The sequence below is a fragment of the Paenibacillus sp. Y412MC10 genome (assembly GCF_000024685.1).
Lineage (GTDB): Bacteria > Bacillota > Bacilli > Paenibacillales > Paenibacillaceae > Paenibacillus_AQ > Paenibacillus_AQ lautus_A.
Genome location: NC_013406.1, coordinates 3,810,237 through 3,826,087 on the forward strand (window position 1 = coordinate 3,810,237; position 15,851 = coordinate 3,826,087).

At 50.2% G+C, this 15,851-nt stretch carries 11 protein-coding genes; 1 reads left to right on the forward strand and 10 read right to left on the reverse strand.

Going from position 1 to position 15,851, the window contains the following annotated elements:
* Positions 1 to 57 precede the first annotated feature (57 nt).
* The 10 genes from GYMC10_RS16355 to GYMC10_RS16400 all read right to left on the reverse strand — a co-directional run bounded on the left by GYMC10_RS16355 (position 58) and on the right by GYMC10_RS16400 (position 14,700).
* Positions 58 to 1,752 carry an extracellular solute-binding protein gene (locus tag GYMC10_RS16355; RefSeq protein ID WP_015735528.1) on the reverse strand — a complete coding sequence of 565 codons (1,695 nt, stop codon included), beginning with the start codon at positions 1,750 to 1,752 and terminating at the stop codon, positions 58 to 60.
* A 163-nt stretch (positions 1,753 to 1,915) separates the two neighbouring features.
* Positions 1,916 to 2,860, reverse strand: coding sequence for a carbohydrate ABC transporter permease (locus GYMC10_RS16360; protein WP_015735529.1), 945 nt, complete (start codon positions 2,858 to 2,860; stop codon positions 1,916 to 1,918).
* A gap of 15 nt (positions 2,861 to 2,875) precedes the next feature.
* A complete protein-coding gene (locus tag GYMC10_RS16365; protein ID WP_015735530.1) occupies positions 2,876 to 3,793 on the reverse strand; it encodes a carbohydrate ABC transporter permease in 918 nt (305 codons plus the stop codon).
* Positions 3,790 to 6,348: a DUF5696 domain-containing protein gene (locus GYMC10_RS16370; RefSeq protein ID WP_015735531.1), complete on the reverse strand. Its 2,559-nt coding sequence runs from the start codon at positions 6,346 to 6,348 to the stop codon at positions 3,790 to 3,792. Before GYMC10_RS16370 ends, GYMC10_RS16365 begins: the two co-directional genes overlap by 4 nt.
* A gap of 12 nt (positions 6,349 to 6,360) precedes the next feature.
* Complete coding sequence (locus GYMC10_RS16375; protein ID WP_015735532.1) at positions 6,361 to 6,987, reverse strand: Yip1 family protein; 627 nt, start codon at positions 6,985 to 6,987, stop codon at positions 6,361 to 6,363.
* On the reverse strand, positions 6,984 to 8,444 hold the full coding sequence (locus GYMC10_RS16380; protein WP_015735533.1) for a hypothetical protein: 1,461 nt from the start codon (positions 8,442 to 8,444) through the stop codon (positions 6,984 to 6,986). Before GYMC10_RS16380 ends, GYMC10_RS16375 begins: the two co-directional genes overlap by 4 nt.
* 18 nt (positions 8,445 to 8,462) lie before the next feature.
* Positions 8,463 to 9,326 carry a carbohydrate ABC transporter permease gene (locus GYMC10_RS16385; RefSeq protein ID WP_175495229.1) on the reverse strand — a complete coding sequence of 288 codons (864 nt, stop codon included), beginning with the start codon at positions 9,324 to 9,326 and terminating at the stop codon, positions 8,463 to 8,465.
* A gap of 14 nt (positions 9,327 to 9,340) precedes the next feature.
* On the reverse strand, positions 9,341 to 10,300 hold the full coding sequence (locus GYMC10_RS16390) for a carbohydrate ABC transporter permease (RefSeq protein WP_015735535.1): 960 nt from the start codon (positions 10,298 to 10,300) through the stop codon (positions 9,341 to 9,343).
* 20 nt (positions 10,301 to 10,320) lie between these two features.
* Positions 10,321 to 13,212 (reverse strand): extracellular solute-binding protein, encoded by a 2,892-nt coding sequence (locus GYMC10_RS16395; RefSeq protein ID WP_015735536.1) that lies wholly within the window; start codon positions 13,210 to 13,212, stop codon positions 10,321 to 10,323.
* 96 nt (positions 13,213 to 13,308) lie between these two features.
* A complete protein-coding gene (locus GYMC10_RS16400) occupies positions 13,309 to 14,700 on the reverse strand; it encodes an ABC transporter substrate-binding protein (protein WP_015735537.1) in 1,392 nt (463 codons plus the stop codon).
* A 301-nt stretch (positions 14,701 to 15,001) separates the two neighbouring features.
* Between GYMC10_RS16400 and GYMC10_RS16405 the strand changes: the two genes are divergently transcribed.
* On the forward strand, positions 15,002 to 15,691 hold the full coding sequence (locus GYMC10_RS16405; RefSeq protein ID WP_015735538.1) for a helix-turn-helix transcriptional regulator: 690 nt from the start codon (positions 15,002 to 15,004) through the stop codon (positions 15,689 to 15,691).
* Positions 15,692 to 15,851: the final 160 nt, after the last annotated feature.

Below are 15,851 nucleotides of genomic sequence, written 5' to 3' on the forward strand. Positions count from 1 at the left end.
AATATGCTTGATGATTAGCCGCCTGATAGCCTTTGAAGCCAATCATGCTTGCGGGGCTCATGGTTCTATGGACGGCCTTTTCTTGTCCTCATGCCATTGATTCACTTCTGCCGTAATGTCCGCGCCGCCAAGCCGATACCATTCCTCGACAAACCGGTCGAATTGGTCGAGGGGTTCGCCGAGGATGATATTAACGAAGTAATCATGCTGAAGATTGTCCAGAATGTTTCTTCTTTCGATCATGGTTTCGGTCGGAGCGCCGGCAAATGCATCGAATAACAACTGATCGTTTTTCTCGTATTGGTCCAGGATACTCATCGCACCGGATGACCCGTAGATTTTTTCCCATCCCCAGCCGGATTCGCTGTCTTCTTTCTTATCCATATATCGAGCGATTCGGTCTTGAATGAATCCGGACTCACCTTGTAACTGTGACGTCAATCCTTGTTGACGCGCTTCGGCGATTTGCCGGTAGGCTTTGAGGTTTTTATCAGCAGGGAAAGGAGTCACGGGAGATAGACCCCACACGGGCGAGGAATCGTTGTAGTAAGTCCCGTACTCGGCCGTTTTGCCCCAATTTTTTTCAAGATGCATATTGAACATTTTCAGAATCGCTTCCGGGTGAGCAAAATCCTTTCTTACGGCGTAAAAAGAACTTGTGGTGAATTTAAGCGGAACCATTGGCGCCTTGCCGGAGTCAGTAACAATGGGAAAAGCCTGCCACTCTGCATCCGGATCGCCGCTTCGGCTGGATTGAAACAAGAACGCTCCCCATTGCTCTCCATAGGCCATTCCGATCTTCCCATCGGCTATGAGCTGTTTGGCTTTGCTTCCGTTTTTAAAAATGAATTCACTCTCGATTTCATGGTTGCGATACATATCCTGAAGTGCTTTGAGCGCCTGTTTCACTTCGGGCTGAATGCCTCCGTATACGAGTTTGCCGCTCTCGTCTTCAAGCCATATGTTTGGGTAAGCTCCATAACCGGCCATGAATCCGGTTAAACCCATGACGGGGTCCCACAAATATTGGGTAGCCGCTATTCCATAGGTGTCCTGTTGGCCATTTCCGTCGGGATCCTGTTCTGTAAACGCTTTCGAAATTGCCAGGACATCATCCATCGTTTGCGGAGGCAACAGCTCCAATCGGTCCAGCCAATCCGTTCGAATCCACAGAAACATCGCCTTTTCGATAGAGGAATCGGTCTCTGGTATGCCCATCAGCTTGTCACCGATTATGCCGGATTCCAGGGTGCCGCTCCCTTCCTGACGATGAACTTGCCGAGTCAACGCTGAAGCATATTCCTCATAAGCCTGCGTCAGATCCTGGATCAGACCGGCATGACTTAATTGCCTGAGCTGCTGGGCATTGACCTTGACGATATCCGGAATGTCCCCTGAAGCCAGCATAATATCCAGCTTTTTGTGGTATTGTTCGCTTCTCACAGCCCATTTGTATTTGATTTGAATGCCAAGAACTTGTTCGTACAACTGACTCCAGCGATTGTCCTCCAGCGTTTCATCAGGCAATGCCTTCAGAATATCTTCCAAGCCGTCGCCGATTTCTCTAACAAGCGTGACTTCGATCGGCGGATGATAAGCGCTTAATGACTTATCGTTGTATACGCCCTCCCCGCGTGTTTCCGGCCCCCGATTGTGGTCGATACCGCTGCTTTGGTGACAAGACGCCAGTGTTGAACCAAACAGTAAAGCGCTTAGCATGACCTTGGATAAGTTCTTTACGATGATCAGCAACAGATAACACCCTTTCCTATCGATTAATTGTATTATTATACTTTAAAGGCCCCGGCCCACAATAAACATTTTTTTACTTTCCATCCCGTTATTTACTTGTTGCTGCATGCAAGCAAAAACCGCCATCCCCTAGATTCGGGGTGGCGGTTTTCATCTTGAAATGTTAGCCTACGATACCGGTACGCTCGATACTTTCCACGAAGTATCGCTGGACGAACAAATAAATGACGATCAACGGAAGGATGGCCAGCAAGATGCCGGTATCCTGCACCATACTCAAATAAAAAGGGTCTGCCTTCGACGGATCACCGCCCAGCATAATGGACAGATTGTACGGCAGCGATGAAAGCTGGGTGGACATGACCTTGCTTGAAGTCAGATACGTCGTCGTGTAGAAGCTGTCGTTCCATTGCCAGACGAAGGAGAACAACGTCGTGGTAATGACGGCAGGAATCGCGTTCGGCATCATGATGCGGGTATAGGTGGTTCCGACGCCCGCGCCGTCGATATAAGCGGCCTCTTCCACTTCTTTCGGAATGCCGCGGAAAAATTGTCGGAATATAAAAATGTACAAACCGGCTTTGAGGGAATTGGCCGTCAGCGAAGTCAGAATGAACGGCCAATAGCTGTTTAACAGATTGACGGATTTCCCGGTTATGAGCGGGATCAAGCCCATCAGCGTAAAATCTTTCAGATTCAAGTATATAGGAATGAGAATCGTGGTTGGGGGCACCAGTATCGTCAGGATAACGCAAGCGAACATAAATTGGCTGCCTTTGAACTTCAAACGGGCAAAGCCGTATCCCGCAAGCGCGCAAGAAGCGGCTGTCAAGACCGTCGTCGTCGCCGACAGCGCAAACGTGTTGATGAGCGTTTCCCAGTAATCCATAATGCGGATGGCATCAAGGAAATTGCTCATCGTAAAATTTTCCGGAATCCATACGACGACCGGTGAATAAAGATCGGCCTTGTCTTTGACGGCCGTCGAGATTTTTTGCAGAATCGGATACAGAATAACAAAGGACAGGCCTGCGATCAATGTTAAACGTATGAAAGACCAGAGCCATCGTTTCCAATGTTCGAGCGATAGCCACCGAGATACCGGCATTGCATTCACCTTCTTCTATTCATGGTAAAAGACTTTTCTGGATACCAAATATGCGCTGATTAATAGGATGATAGTAATGGCTAAGAAATAAATCCAGGCCATCGCTGAGCTAAGGCCGAAATCGAACTGAACGAAGCCCGTGGTACGGATTAACTCTGTCAGCTCATTTCGGGAGAACGAGTCGATAATCGTATAAATCATATTGACCAGGATTAGCGGGCTAACCATCGGAAACGTGATTTTCCAGAAGGCTTCGTAACCCGTTGCCCCTTCCATCTTGGACGCTTCATACAGCTGGGGAGATATCGTCTGGATGCCAGCCAGGAATATGAGAATCTGTACGCCGGATTGGCTTACAATATCATAAATACGATCCACGGCTCCCGTTAAATAGTTTACGATGGTCTCGCTTACGCCGGCTTGAAGCATTAATCGCTCGAGCTCAAAGCTTCCCAAAGCGTTGATCAGCCCTCCGGAACCGGCATTCTGATCATTGATCGCCTGAACGAGGCTGCTGCTTTCCAGGGTCAGTATGACCCCGGAAGCAAGAATGACAGGCAGGAAGAATATCGATCTGGCAAAGGAACGGCCAAGGAATTTCTGATTCAGGACAACAGCCAGAAAGAGGCTGAAAATAACGATCAGGGGCACGTTTACCACCATATTAACAATCGCTTCGGTCAGCATTCGATTAAAGCTGGTGTTGACCGTAAAGGCGGTCACATAATTTTTCATCCCCATTAGGGTAATGCCGATTCCTTCGGAATTCGCGGTTACAGTGCTAAAACTGTAGATCAGGGAAGTCAGCAAAGGGATCAGGAAGAAAAATATAAAGCCGAGAAGCCAAGGCATAACATAAGCAATGCCCCATAAAGCCTTCTGTTTCCCATAGCTCCTTTGCTTTCCCGCCAATCGCTGGGTTATGAATTTCACGGCGCTTCACCACCTGTCACATAGCTTTCGGCTTCAATGGTTAGATCGTCAATCGTCACTGGTACATGATTATAATTCACGATGACATAAACGCCGCTCTCATATATCGTCTTGAATACGCCGTCACCCAATTCGACATGTCCGATGATCCGATCATGGCGAACCTTTTTCAGAAAAGCATTCACTTCCTCATAGATACGGGCGGCTTCATCGATCCATATCTCGTAATTGGCGGAGAACAAGTCGTTATGCGCTGTGTCCTTTATGTTGTGATTCGGTTCATAGATCCATTGGAAGTACACGCTGGAACCGTACTCCAAACACTTCAATATATACGGTTTGGGATCGGTATACGCAGTCAGATTGTAGGGTGAGCCTGTGTAATCGATATAACCGCGGACGACCATTTGATAGAACGGGATTTCCGCGTCCTCGATTTTAAACCTGCTGCTTGCCATGGGCGCGTGGGTGATATCGGTTAAGAAAGGCAGCGCATAAGCATTTCCTCCGTCAGCCATGACCTGAAGATTGGCATCTTCAATCTTGTTCAGCGCATCCTGAGACAGCTGCTCGGACTCCGTTCGGTCAATTTGGCGGTCCTTGCGAAAATCGCTATCGAGCTCGGCGGCCAGATCACTCAGCGAAACGGCATTTGCGCCGTATTTGCCATAGTCCTTTAAGAAAGCTTCCGTGTAACTACCTATAAACCGCGGCGATATGACATAGGTCACCGAACCGGTCCGATCCCGGCGATTCAATGCCGGATTGAATGAATAGAGCTCTGCGGGGACGCCTCGGAGCGTTCTGGCCGCCTCCTTCGTTTCGTTGAACCCGGAACCGGACAATGCGGTAAGGATGGCGACATCCGGATATAGCGTTACCCCATTCTCGTTTGCATAGGATAACAGACGCCGAAGTCCCTTCTCTCCCCCTACCTGCTGGTCAACGGAGACGCTGCCAGGCACCTCATGAGCCAGCCCCTTGTTGAACCAGCCGCTATATTTCAATTTGATGTCATGGATTCCACGCTGGCTCATGTCTGTCAGAATACTTTGCGCTTGTTCAAAGGTCGTGAGCGGCTCCAGCGCCCGATAGGGAATTCCTGCAAAATGCTTTTTCTTATAAATGCTGCCTACGAGCTCCAGATAGAACGGCATATTCTCCCCGTTCCTCTCGGCAATTGCGGGAAGACCGCCATGCTGCTCCAAATATTTCCTGTAATATGCAGCAAGTCCTTGATAGGAAGCCGACTGCTTGCCCACGAAGGCATATCGGACCGTAAAATCGCTTCGCATCGGAGCTTCCTGAAATTTCGGAAGCGAGCGCTGCTGGCCGTTCGCATCCAGGCTTAAGTCGCCTTTGTTGATCACCGTGAACGTCGGGTAAACGTAGTTATAGCTGTTCAGTCTGCCGCTAACGTCGGCATTGATTGTCGCGGCCGGAGCCCCTTCCTCGATGATGCCGATAAATGCCCCGGCTTGACGGATGATTCCGAACACCGGCAGCCTGATTTCCTGGCTGATTTCTGCCGTTTCGATGCGGCTCACGGTTCGGTCCGTTCCGTAAACGTTTTGTTGGTAGGCTGGATACCGGGTCTTGCCGTTATTAAAATGGATCAGCGCCCCCGATCCGTCCGGAATGAAGATCGAGCCTTTTTCTTCCGTTCCCCCGGCACCGAAGAAACTCAGGAACGATATGGTGTTCACCGGATATTCAGCCGGGAAATCGATGCTGGAAACCGGGATCTTGGCGAGCAGACTGTCGCCGTCCAGCGTGTATTCAACCGAAGCATGAAATACCCGCGGTTCAGGCTTGGTCTGATCCAAATGGTTTTCCTCAATGTCGACCAGCAAATCTTCTTCGGTATACCCGGCATCCTCAAAGGCTTTAAGCGCCCGCTCCAGTTGAAGGCCTTTAAGCGCGCCGTCGGACCGGACATACATCCCCTGTTCCGCATCCTCGGTGTACGCGATTTTCAGCGTTCGCTGGCCCGTGCTGTCCAGCTTGCTTAACAGGTTCTGCTCGAAGCGCGACTTGCTGATCTTCTTGGGCATGTCGTCGATTGTTTTCTTGTCCGAGCCGAACCGGTAGTTTACGCGAACGCCATTTGCGATTTCCTCCATGCCGATTTGTTTATAAGCCACGCTATCGGCGTGCGAATTGACGGAGTTTATTTGTCCGAAACTATTATAAAAATCAAGCTTCAACTGAGAGGACAACAAACTCTTGTTCACGCCTGCAGCCAGCGGATCCGACTCACGCCCGGGAGGATTGCTGTGCCAAACTTCCCCGCTCGCTTTATGCACGACGGCGATCGCCCCCGTCTGATCGTCCGCTAGCAGCTGCAGTTGATCGTTCTCGGCGATGCCTTTCATGCCTTGGACTCTTGGATTGGCGAACGACGCCTTAAGGGTTGAATCGGGTTTAAACGTTTCGGTGAGCCTGTTGACTTGATCGCCAGCTGCCTCATCGGGTCTTTTATCCGTGCATCCGGCCATGATCAGCGCTGTCAGTACACTGGCAGCAAGCAGCATATATCTAGCGAAATTGCCCATTTTTCCTCCTCCTTAAGTTCTCATGACGAATTCTTGATAGATGACGGATATAAAGGCCACGATCTGTTGGACCAAGCTGAAAAACAGCAAACTGATAAAAGCCATGAACCCCATGGCGACCAGGGTCAGCATCATAATTCCGATCGTTTTGGACGGGGAAAACTGATGTACGGTCATATTGCCGATAAACAGCAGATATACGAACCAAAGAACCGCAACGGAGTTGGAAAAATAATAGAAGGCGGTCTCTTGCAGCGAAACGAGATTGCTGAGCCAAATCCATGGAAATTGAATGATCACGAGCGGCATAAGCGCAAAGCAGGTCGACGTGAAAATTTCGACGAATTTGCCTTCTCCGTCCATCAAGGTCGTAAGCGACCAGTTGGCCACGCACCAGAACAATACCGGCACGATCACATACACGATTTCCATGAAGCTGTTCATGGTCTCCGGATTGTACACATGGACTAGAAAACCGCTGTACTGGCTCCCCAAAATGTTCGTAACGGCCACCAGAAACAATACGCAAAATGAAATGATCAACGTGAATTTTCGGTTGCGATCGTATTTCAGTTCCCAATAGCCTTCAAAGGGATGAACCATGAGATTTAGGGGGAATCGAATCCAATCCCTGCTCATGCGGAAGCCCCCTTTCTTCGTTCCTTCACTTTCCAAAGCCTTGCCGCGGCAAAAATACCGATTCCGGCTAAGAACAGCACGGTCATGATCAACGGAAAATGCTCTCTCATGACTTCTTTTCGATATAGCAGGAATGCTTTGGAATAGTTTTTCTGATCCAAACTGCGTTTAAAATGCTTCATGGCGTCCTTATAATCGCCTTGACGAAGCAAGGCTTTACCGATCCCCGCATAGGCAAAATCCAGATTGGCATTCATGGCGATCGTTCGATTAAACAACGCAAAAGCGGTTTCTTCCTCGCCACGGTAATAGCTTTTGACTGCTTCATTCAGCGTTCGCCCGTACTCGGTCGTTCGGAAGACGGTGATTTCGCCCAGCGCTTTATCCAGCACAAGAAAATCCTCGCCGATTCGATCGATGGCGGCCGGCGTATGAAACTGGCCCAATTGGTTCCCCAGCCCGCCGAATACGTACATCAGATGACCGTCCCCGTTGTAAGTGAACACCCGCCCTCGCTTGCCATCGAGAACGGAGTATATCTCGCTGTTTGTAACATCGATATCGATCAGCTTAGAAGGACCTTCGCTGCTGATGTAAAGAATGTCGCCCTGCGGGTCGGAATACCCTGTTCTTCGTAAAATGTCGCTGCCTTGCGCGTTAAGCTTCTTAATGTTGTTCCCCCACTGGTCTCCGTTAGTGGCATAGATAAATCCTTCCGAGTCAATATCCAGATTCGTAAACTCCGTAGGCGTAAACATGACCATCTGGCTGCGCTGCGCTTTAGTCGAGATCTGCTTCCAGAAATATTCGATCGGATCGATATAAACGCGATTCGCGCCAATGAAAGTAGTAAACGCCCCTTCGGCGTTGAATTCCATGAACCCGTCAAACACGCCGCCAGCCATGACATAAATTCGCTGTGCATGGTCCATTACGACCCGCACGGGTTCGAATTTAAACGAATCCTGCAATAGTTCCGACTCCGGCGAATCGATGATCTTGACCAGCTGAAAATCCGCATCTAAGTGAACCACCCGCTTGTTACCCGTGTCCGCTACAAGCACATCGCCGTCATCCGTCACGAAAATCCCTTGCGGTTGAAGGAATGTATCCGGCTTGCCCTCTCTCGTGAAGGAATCCACGGTGGTTACCAGCTTTAGATCATGGTCCAGCACAACGATCCGATTGTTGCCTGAATCCAGTACGTATACGCGATTGTCGGCGGCGACGTGGAGATCGCTGGGCTCTTGGAAAGCTCCCGTCCCCAGGTCCGAGCCGCTGATCCATTCGGTCGCCACATAAGCGGCCGGCGCTGCGACGGCATCGCCCCAATAGGAATAATTGTAGGAGTCCGCGGCGCTCTCGGCGCTTACGTTCCCCGTTCCTGCGCCAACCCCCAATAAGCAGCAGATCAAGATGAGGAGAGGCGTTTTCAGTTTGCGCAAGCTGTTGATCAATCTGGTCATGCCTCCTTTCTAATCCTTCATCCCTGAAGTGGCCATCGTCTGCATGACGCTGCTCTGGGAGATGATAAAGAGCGTGATGGGAACGATCATCAGGAGCAAAGCAACGGCCGCGCCGACGCCGGCTCTTGCGATTCCGCCTTCCGTGATCTGTCCCAGCGCGAAGTGTAACGTCTTCAGATGCTCGCTGTATATAAAGCTGCCGCCATCGCTGCCCCAAAGCGCGGGAAATTGCAAAATCATAAGCGTCAGCCAGGCAGGCTTCACGTTCGGCATCACAATGGACCAGTAAATCCGATACTCGCTGGCCCCGTCAATTTTGGCCGCCTCGAGCAGCGCGTCGGGAATTTGCTCCATAAACTGCTTCATCAGGAACAGCCCGAGCGGAAAAGCCAAGGAAGGCACGATGATGGAGGCATGCGTATTGATCCACCCCAGCCAAGACATGACCATATAGTTCGGGATCGCCGTTACATGGGGCGAAAACATCAGGGCGAGCACCACGATGGAGAACAGCGCTTTCGAGCCGGGAAACCGGTATTTGGCCAGCGGATAGGCTGCCGCGGACGCCAGCAGGATATGTCCGGCCGTTCCAATGATGGTGATCAATAGCGTGTTTGCGAAATAGCGCGATAAGGGTACCCAGGAATTCCCCATTAACACCATCAAGTCCAGGAAATTATCCATCGTCGGATTGTTTACGAAAAACCTCGGAGGGAAAATGAACAATTCGTCCAGCGGCTTGAATGCGTTGTTCACCGCGTAAATCAAGGGCAATGCCATGAAGGCTCCGAACAAGGCGAGCAGCGCAAACAGCAAAATGCTAACGGGCAAAGAACGGTTCAGCGTTCTCGGCAGCCGGAAATATCGAATCATTTTCGCAGCCAACGTTACTCACCTATCTTTCTCAACATTTTTTGCGTTAACTTGTTGGTCCCTACCATCAGCAGGAACAGGAACGTCGCAATGGCTGATGCGTAGCCGAGTTCAAAGCGGATCGTGCCGAAATCCATCAGATGGGTTACGATCGTGTGCGCCGCATAGTTAACGCTCGGAAACCCGGCTAGCGCGATGGAGATATCCGCGACCGCGAATGCGGTTGTAATCTGCATGACGGCCCCGAACATCAGCTGCGGCCTCATGGACGGCAGCGTAATATACCAGAGCTCCTGCCATCGATTTTTAATGCCGTCCATCGCCCCGGCTTCGATCAACGACTTGTCGATCGTTTGCAGACCGGCGATAAAAGCCAGAAAGCTGGTGCCCAGGCTGAGCCAAAGCTGTACGATAATCACGATCCAAAGAATATAGTTTTCATTCAGAAGCCATTGAATCGGTTCCAAGATAAAACCGGCTTTCATAAGAAATCCGTTTAAATACCCGTAGCTGTCACCGGAAAAGATGATGAGCCAAATGAAATAAACGTTTCCCGATATGGAAGGCGCATAAAAGACCAGCGTCATGAACGCCCGCACTTTGGGCGACAGTTCATTGATAATCCATGCGAATACAAAGCAGGCGATATAACTGACAGGACCGGTTACGACTGCAAACATCAAGGTGTTTTTCAAGGCGATCATAAAGATATCGTCATTCAGAAATAGTCTCGAATAGTTTTGCCAACCGACGAACCTCGGAAATTCCAGCATGTTAAAGTAAAAGAAGCTTAGGGCAAAGGAAAAGACCACCGGAATGACCGTAAACAGAAAGAAAATAATCATATACGGACACATCAGCAAATAGTAGTGCTTGCTGCGTTTCAACTCACTCATGAAGGAAACCCAACGGCTGTTCCTCTGCACATTCGATTTGGGGCTCTTCACGGTTTGAATTCCTGGTTCTCCTTGCATCGTCTACCGCACCTCCCCTGTTAATATGGCAAATTGAACTCCTTCCGCTTGATCTCGATTTCATCGTTAATGTACAAAATATAATCGGACAAGGCTTCTCGCGGATTTTCGCTGGCATTCACTACTTTTCTAAACGCATTGTCCAAATGCCTGCCCGTGAAATATCCTCCTGGCACTTGCGGAATTCCTCGCACCCATCTCCATTGGTTATTCAAATTTCGGTAATCCTTCACCGGCCATGGCAGCTCCTCCAGCGCTTCGATGTTGGCCGTCGGATAGCGGGCCGCCTCACCCATCAAGCCTTCCATCTCTCGTCCATACGCAATTTGCGTATCCTTGCCGGTCCACCACTTCAGAAATTCCCAAGCGGCCTCTTTGCTCTTCGAATTCTGAAGCAGCATGACGGCGGTCGTATGGCTGGCAACCTCGTGGTTTACGGTGCCGTCCCCGCGTTCAGTGCCCGGCACGATCGTGAAATCCCACAGTCCCTTAATCTCGGGGGCCATAACCGTCAGCATGTTGTACGTCGTGTAATCCGCAATCCCGATCGGCATCTCTCCGGTCCGGAAACGGTTCGGAAAATCCGCTTGAAGCGGGAACTTGTAGCTGGTATAGAACTGCGTCCACTTCTTGAAGGCTTCCATGGAGATGTCGGAATCGAGCGCGCTCTTCGTATCGTTATCGCGGTAGAACTGCCCGCCGTTCTGGTACAGCAGCATCGCGAACGTCGCATTCGGGACCAGGCTTGCATTGGTGGCTTCCAGCGGCAAATAAAATTCCATGTTGTGCTTCTGAAGCACGGATATCATGTCATAGATTTCTTGCCAGGTAGCGGGCGGCTTTAAACCAAGTTCCTCCAAAATATCTTTCCGATAGAACAACATCGGGAAGGTTTGCTGCTCAGGCAAGGCGTATACTCCGCCGTTATACTTGTAAGGCTCCAGCCCGCTGTCGCGAAACCGGGTAACCACCTGCTCGAAATCATCGAATTTCGTCAAATCAGCAGCAGCGCCCCTCATCGCGTAGTTGACCGGCACATCCTCGCCGATTTGCATGGCGACATCCGGACCCTCTCCGGCAAGCGTAGCTGGCAGAAGGATATTTCCCGGAACAAGCCGGAGATGCACCGGAATGCCCGATTCAGGCGTAAACGTGTCGTCGATCAATGCTTTCAGTACTTGGGCCTGATCGCGTCCGGTCGTTACCCAAACGGTAATGGCGTCTTCTTCATCGCCGGCGTTGCCGATCGTGTCATAGTCTTCCGTGTATGAAGCCACGTAAGCGCCTAGCTCATGGCCCGTTATCTCGAGAAACGACGCGTCCGGTTTGGGCAGCTTGCGATCCGGCGAGTGAATGATAAGGTAATCGAGCGAGATGGGCTGCTCTTTAATCTGCAGCATCCAGGTTCCCAGACCGCCTACGTTCACTTTATACGTATCCAAGCGCTTCGCGACGGTTTCGGGATTATCGGCAAGCTCGTTTAGCTGGTGCACCATCGAATGCAGGACGGCTACCTTGTCGCTTCGCTCGCCCGTAGCCTCTTCCAGGTAATCGGCCACGCTCTGAATGATTTCGGCCTGCTCGGCGAACACCTCCACCATATCCGGAATCCGCTTCTCCAATTGATAATCGCGGAACGGGTCCGGCGTATTGGAGGTGATCATCAATATTTTCCGGTACATTTCATTCAGTTCCAGCACGCTGGATTCAATCGTTTGCAAGAGAGGCGCAATCTCGCCAAGAGACACCATCATTCGGATCCGGTGCGTGCCTTTGGTGAAATGGAATAGATAAGGCTCTTCCACTCCCAGCACATTCATCTGCCAATCGCGGTCGTAATGAAAGCGGATTCGTTTCATTTCCTGAAAGGGAAACTCCCCGTCAATCATAAGGCTGCGGGTGGCGAATACGCCGCGGAGCTGGTCCTGCTTTTGCTTTAAGGCGATTTGGTATAAACCGTCTTCTTCCACTTCGAACTCCCATTCGATCCATTGCCCCGGCAGCTTCCAGTTGACGCCTCCGATGGTGTTGACTCTGATTTTGGAAACGTCGTACGGCACCACGGTCGGGCTGGATCTGTCGGATGTTGGATACAAGGTCGGCGACGATTTCCGCTTGGCGTCCTCCGCTTGGATCAGAATGTATTGATCTCGGCTCGGTTCCAAGCCCTCGGACTCATATTCATTCGCCAGCTCCTCGTACGTTCTCAAGGCATGATCCTGGTAGAGCTCGATATAATCAATGGCCATCGGCTCCCGCAAGGACGTTAGCGTAAGCTTCTGCTTGCCCCTGTCAAAATAAAAGGAATACGGCTCATCATAATAGCCATACCGATCGGAGAGCGGCGCAAGCTGCCATGAAGGCTTTTCGACCTGCCTTGACCGCAGATCGTTTCCCCGGTTATCCTGCCTGATTTCTTCGTCCCGATTTCCCCATACCCTGTCGAATAGCACGATATCCGCACCTTTGAAAGGCACCTCGTCATTGATAGAGAACTGTCTTTCGATCGCCGAACTCTTCCCTTCAATCGGATAATAGCGAATTCGGACATGATATAAGCCTGGCTCTTCCACGTTCACGTTCCAGGAGATGGAACCCGTCTCTGGCGTGATCACGGATTTGCCTTCGGATCCGTGTAATTTCTCCGCGATCTCGAATCCCTTCCCAGCGGTTGATACAAAAGACTCGCCTTCGATGCGGACAATGCGGTCCGGACGGTTTGCCGATGCATGGGCTTCTAAATACTGGCTGTACCCGTCCTGCCCTTCCGTTTCCGTGATCGCTTCAAAGTCGGCGGTCGCTTGAACGGTGCCTTGGTTTGTCGATTTCGAAGGGTAGAAGGCCCATAGAGACAAAAAAAATAGGACGATGACAAGTATGGCGCTGCCGAAACGCTTGTTCCTGGTGTTCATTTTCTCTCCCTCCCACACGGTTAATCCATCCAATGATCGCCCCTGCCGCAGCAATGAGCTCCGCAGGGACGATCGGTCTTCGGCTAATATTCAAGGTCAAGGACCATATACTTCGTCGATGGCCGCTTGAAACGTTGACTTATACTTCTCAACAACGGTGGAAACGGATATCCCTTCATTCAGCTCCCCGACGAAATCGTAGTACTTCAAATTCGGGAATGTATTGTGGTCAAGAATAATCATATTTGGCGCCACCATCTTGGCGTTGTTCAAGTCATCTTCATTCGAGAATATCGTTTCGTACGAGCCTTGGTCCGGATAATCGTATACGGAATCAATGTCGTTGATTTTCTCCCAGATATACAGCAACTGTTCCGGATTTTCGACTGCTTTCGGAATGGTAAGCGCCTGGAAGAGTGCTTCGGCAGAGTGGTATTCCGTTGCGTTCGGCCCTTTTGGAAAAGGTACGAAACCGATGTCGTAATCCGGCATATCCGTCTGCAAGCCGCTCATCTCATAGAGGGCACCGGCGTACATTAATGTATTGCCTTGACGAAAAAATTGCCCTGGCTCCGTCCAGTCGCCGCCCTCGGTAGGTCTTGCTATTTTCTCGGTAGCAATACGAGAAATGAATTGAAGTGCATCCAATGTTGCAGGATCATCGAGATTTTGCTTATCTTCTTTGGTCAGCCCCGTATTGTTGGAATACAAGGCATGGTCCATGAGAGAGGAGTTTGCTAGCCCCCAAGTGTCCAGCTTGCCATCGTTGTTCGTATCTTTGTTGGCTTCCTTAGCCACTTGGATGAATGTTTCCCAGTTCCAGTTATCTTCGTTCACGTACTCTTGAAGCGGCTTTAAGCCAAGCTGGTTCATAAGTGTACGATTGTAAAAGATGCCTTGAACCAGATTTGCCTGGTTTTCGGTAAACCCATACCCCCTGCCTTTATACGTGTAGTATTCCTTCGTAACCTTTTGATTAAAGGCGATGGGGTTCTGGGTGTATTCGTCGATCGGCCAAAGCAGATCCTGTTTAACCAAGGTAGGCACCGTATAGGTTTTGCCAAGTCGAACGATATCGCCGATCGGCTCACCGGCTATCAGGGAAGCGGTAACTTTCTCTTGGTACTCGCCATAATCGATCGCCACGTACTCCACTTTAAAATTATGCTTTTGCATCAGGTCTTCAAGGTTCTTCTTGCGCTCGATATTGTCCGGGGTATCCTCCGGAATCGTCATATCCCACCAAGAGACGATTTTGATGGTCTTGCCGCCTAAATCAAAATCCATATCCGGCGTTCTGTAGACTTCTTCCTCGCCGCTGTTTTCGGTCTCGTCCGTTCCCTTCGACGTCTCGTTTTCAGTGCCGCTATTCGTCTCCGATTCCACGGTTTCTTGGTTGCCGCTGCTTGGGCTGCCTGAGCCTCCGCTGCAGGCTGCAAGCAGCAGCGCCAATCCTAATAACAGAACCATTAATTTGCGCACACGCATCTTTAATCCCCCTCAACGATTGATGTTTGGTCCATATTCATCCAAAGTTTAGCGCTTACATTTCCATGCAACAACCTGGGGAAATCGGGATGTTCAACCTGTGAAACGCTAGATAGCCAGCTTGTTCTGCGGCATGTTCACCGATCTTTATAACCCAGCTATGAAAGAAGTAAAGAACGGCTAGCTATGCAAAGAAAAGCACATTGTGAAGAACGGGATCAGGGCAACATAATGTAAGCGTAATCATTTTGAATGATATTCCGTTTAAGGAAATGTACGGGGGGGAGTCAACATATCTAAGATGCTGTATATCAATCTGAGTTGCTATTCCGAAAGCGACATGCTTCGCCTGCAGGATTGGGGCAAATGCGGGATGAACATAGACATCTGCGAACATGATTGCGACGCATCGCTGCATCTGATTGAGGAGAATGGCTATTCGCTGACCGTCATCAACATGAACGGCAAACCTAAAGAAGGGTTGGAACTGTGCGGTCGGATCCGGAGGATCAGCCGATTGCCCATCATCGTCATCGAGGATGCCATGAAATTTGCCGTTATTCGAAAAGCGCTGCAGCTTCAGGTCAGTGATTACTTGCCGAGCACGTTGCCGGCTGAGGAACTGGTGAAGAGCGTAGCAGCTATAAAGGCGAACCATCACCGCACTGAGGATGACGTGATCCACAGAGTGAAGGAATATGTAGGAAAAATGCTTCACGAAAATATTACCCTGAAAGACTTATCGAGCAAATTCCATTTCAACCGCTCCTATCTTGGTCAAAAGTTCAAGAACCATGAAAATATGAGTTTTAACGAATATTTGCTCATCCAGCGCATGGAAAGAGCGAAAATATTGCTGGAGCAAACGGATCTCAAGGTTTACGAAATTGCGTATGAGGTGGGCTATACGGAAATCGACTGGTTCTATAAGCGATTTAAATCCTATACCGGCGTAAGCGCGAACGAATATCGGAAGATGGTCGCCTCCTAACGCCAAAAGTCCTTGGTTATCCAAGGACTGTCCCCCTTTGACCGGCCGTTTTGATGCTGCCAGGCTTTGACACCGGGACCCACCCAGGGGTTGTCCGTACATCGAGTTGGGGATACACAGTACGTTCGAGTTGGCAACGGCTTGCCAAGCATGTCAACTA

Coding starts and splice junctions, on each gene's coding strand:
- GYMC10_RS16385 (WP_175495229.1), bottom strand. CDS start 9,326: ATGATTCGATATTTCCGGCTGCCGAGAACGCTGAACCGTTCTTTGCCC.
- GYMC10_RS16400 (WP_015735537.1), bottom strand. CDS start 14,700: ATGCGTGTGCGCAAATTAATGGTTCTGTTATTAGGATTGGCGCTGCTG.
- GYMC10_RS16405 (WP_015735538.1), top strand. CDS start 15,002: ATGCTGTATATCAATCTGAGTTGCTATTCCGAAAGCGACATGCTTCGC.
- GYMC10_RS16395 (WP_015735536.1), bottom strand. CDS start 13,212: ATGAACACCAGGAACAAGCGTTTCGGCAGCGCCATACTTGTCATCGTC.
- GYMC10_RS16390 (WP_015735535.1), bottom strand. CDS start 10,300: ATGCAAGGAGAACCAGGAATTCAAACCGTGAAGAGCCCCAAATCGAAT.
- GYMC10_RS16375 (WP_015735532.1), bottom strand. CDS start 6,987: ATGAGCAGGGATTGGATTCGATTCCCCCTAAATCTCATGGTTCATCCC.
- GYMC10_RS16360 (WP_015735529.1), bottom strand. CDS start 2,860: ATGCCGGTATCTCGGTGGCTATCGCTCGAACATTGGAAACGATGGCTC.
- GYMC10_RS16370 (WP_015735531.1), bottom strand. CDS start 6,348: ATGGGCAATTTCGCTAGATATATGCTGCTTGCTGCCAGTGTACTGACA.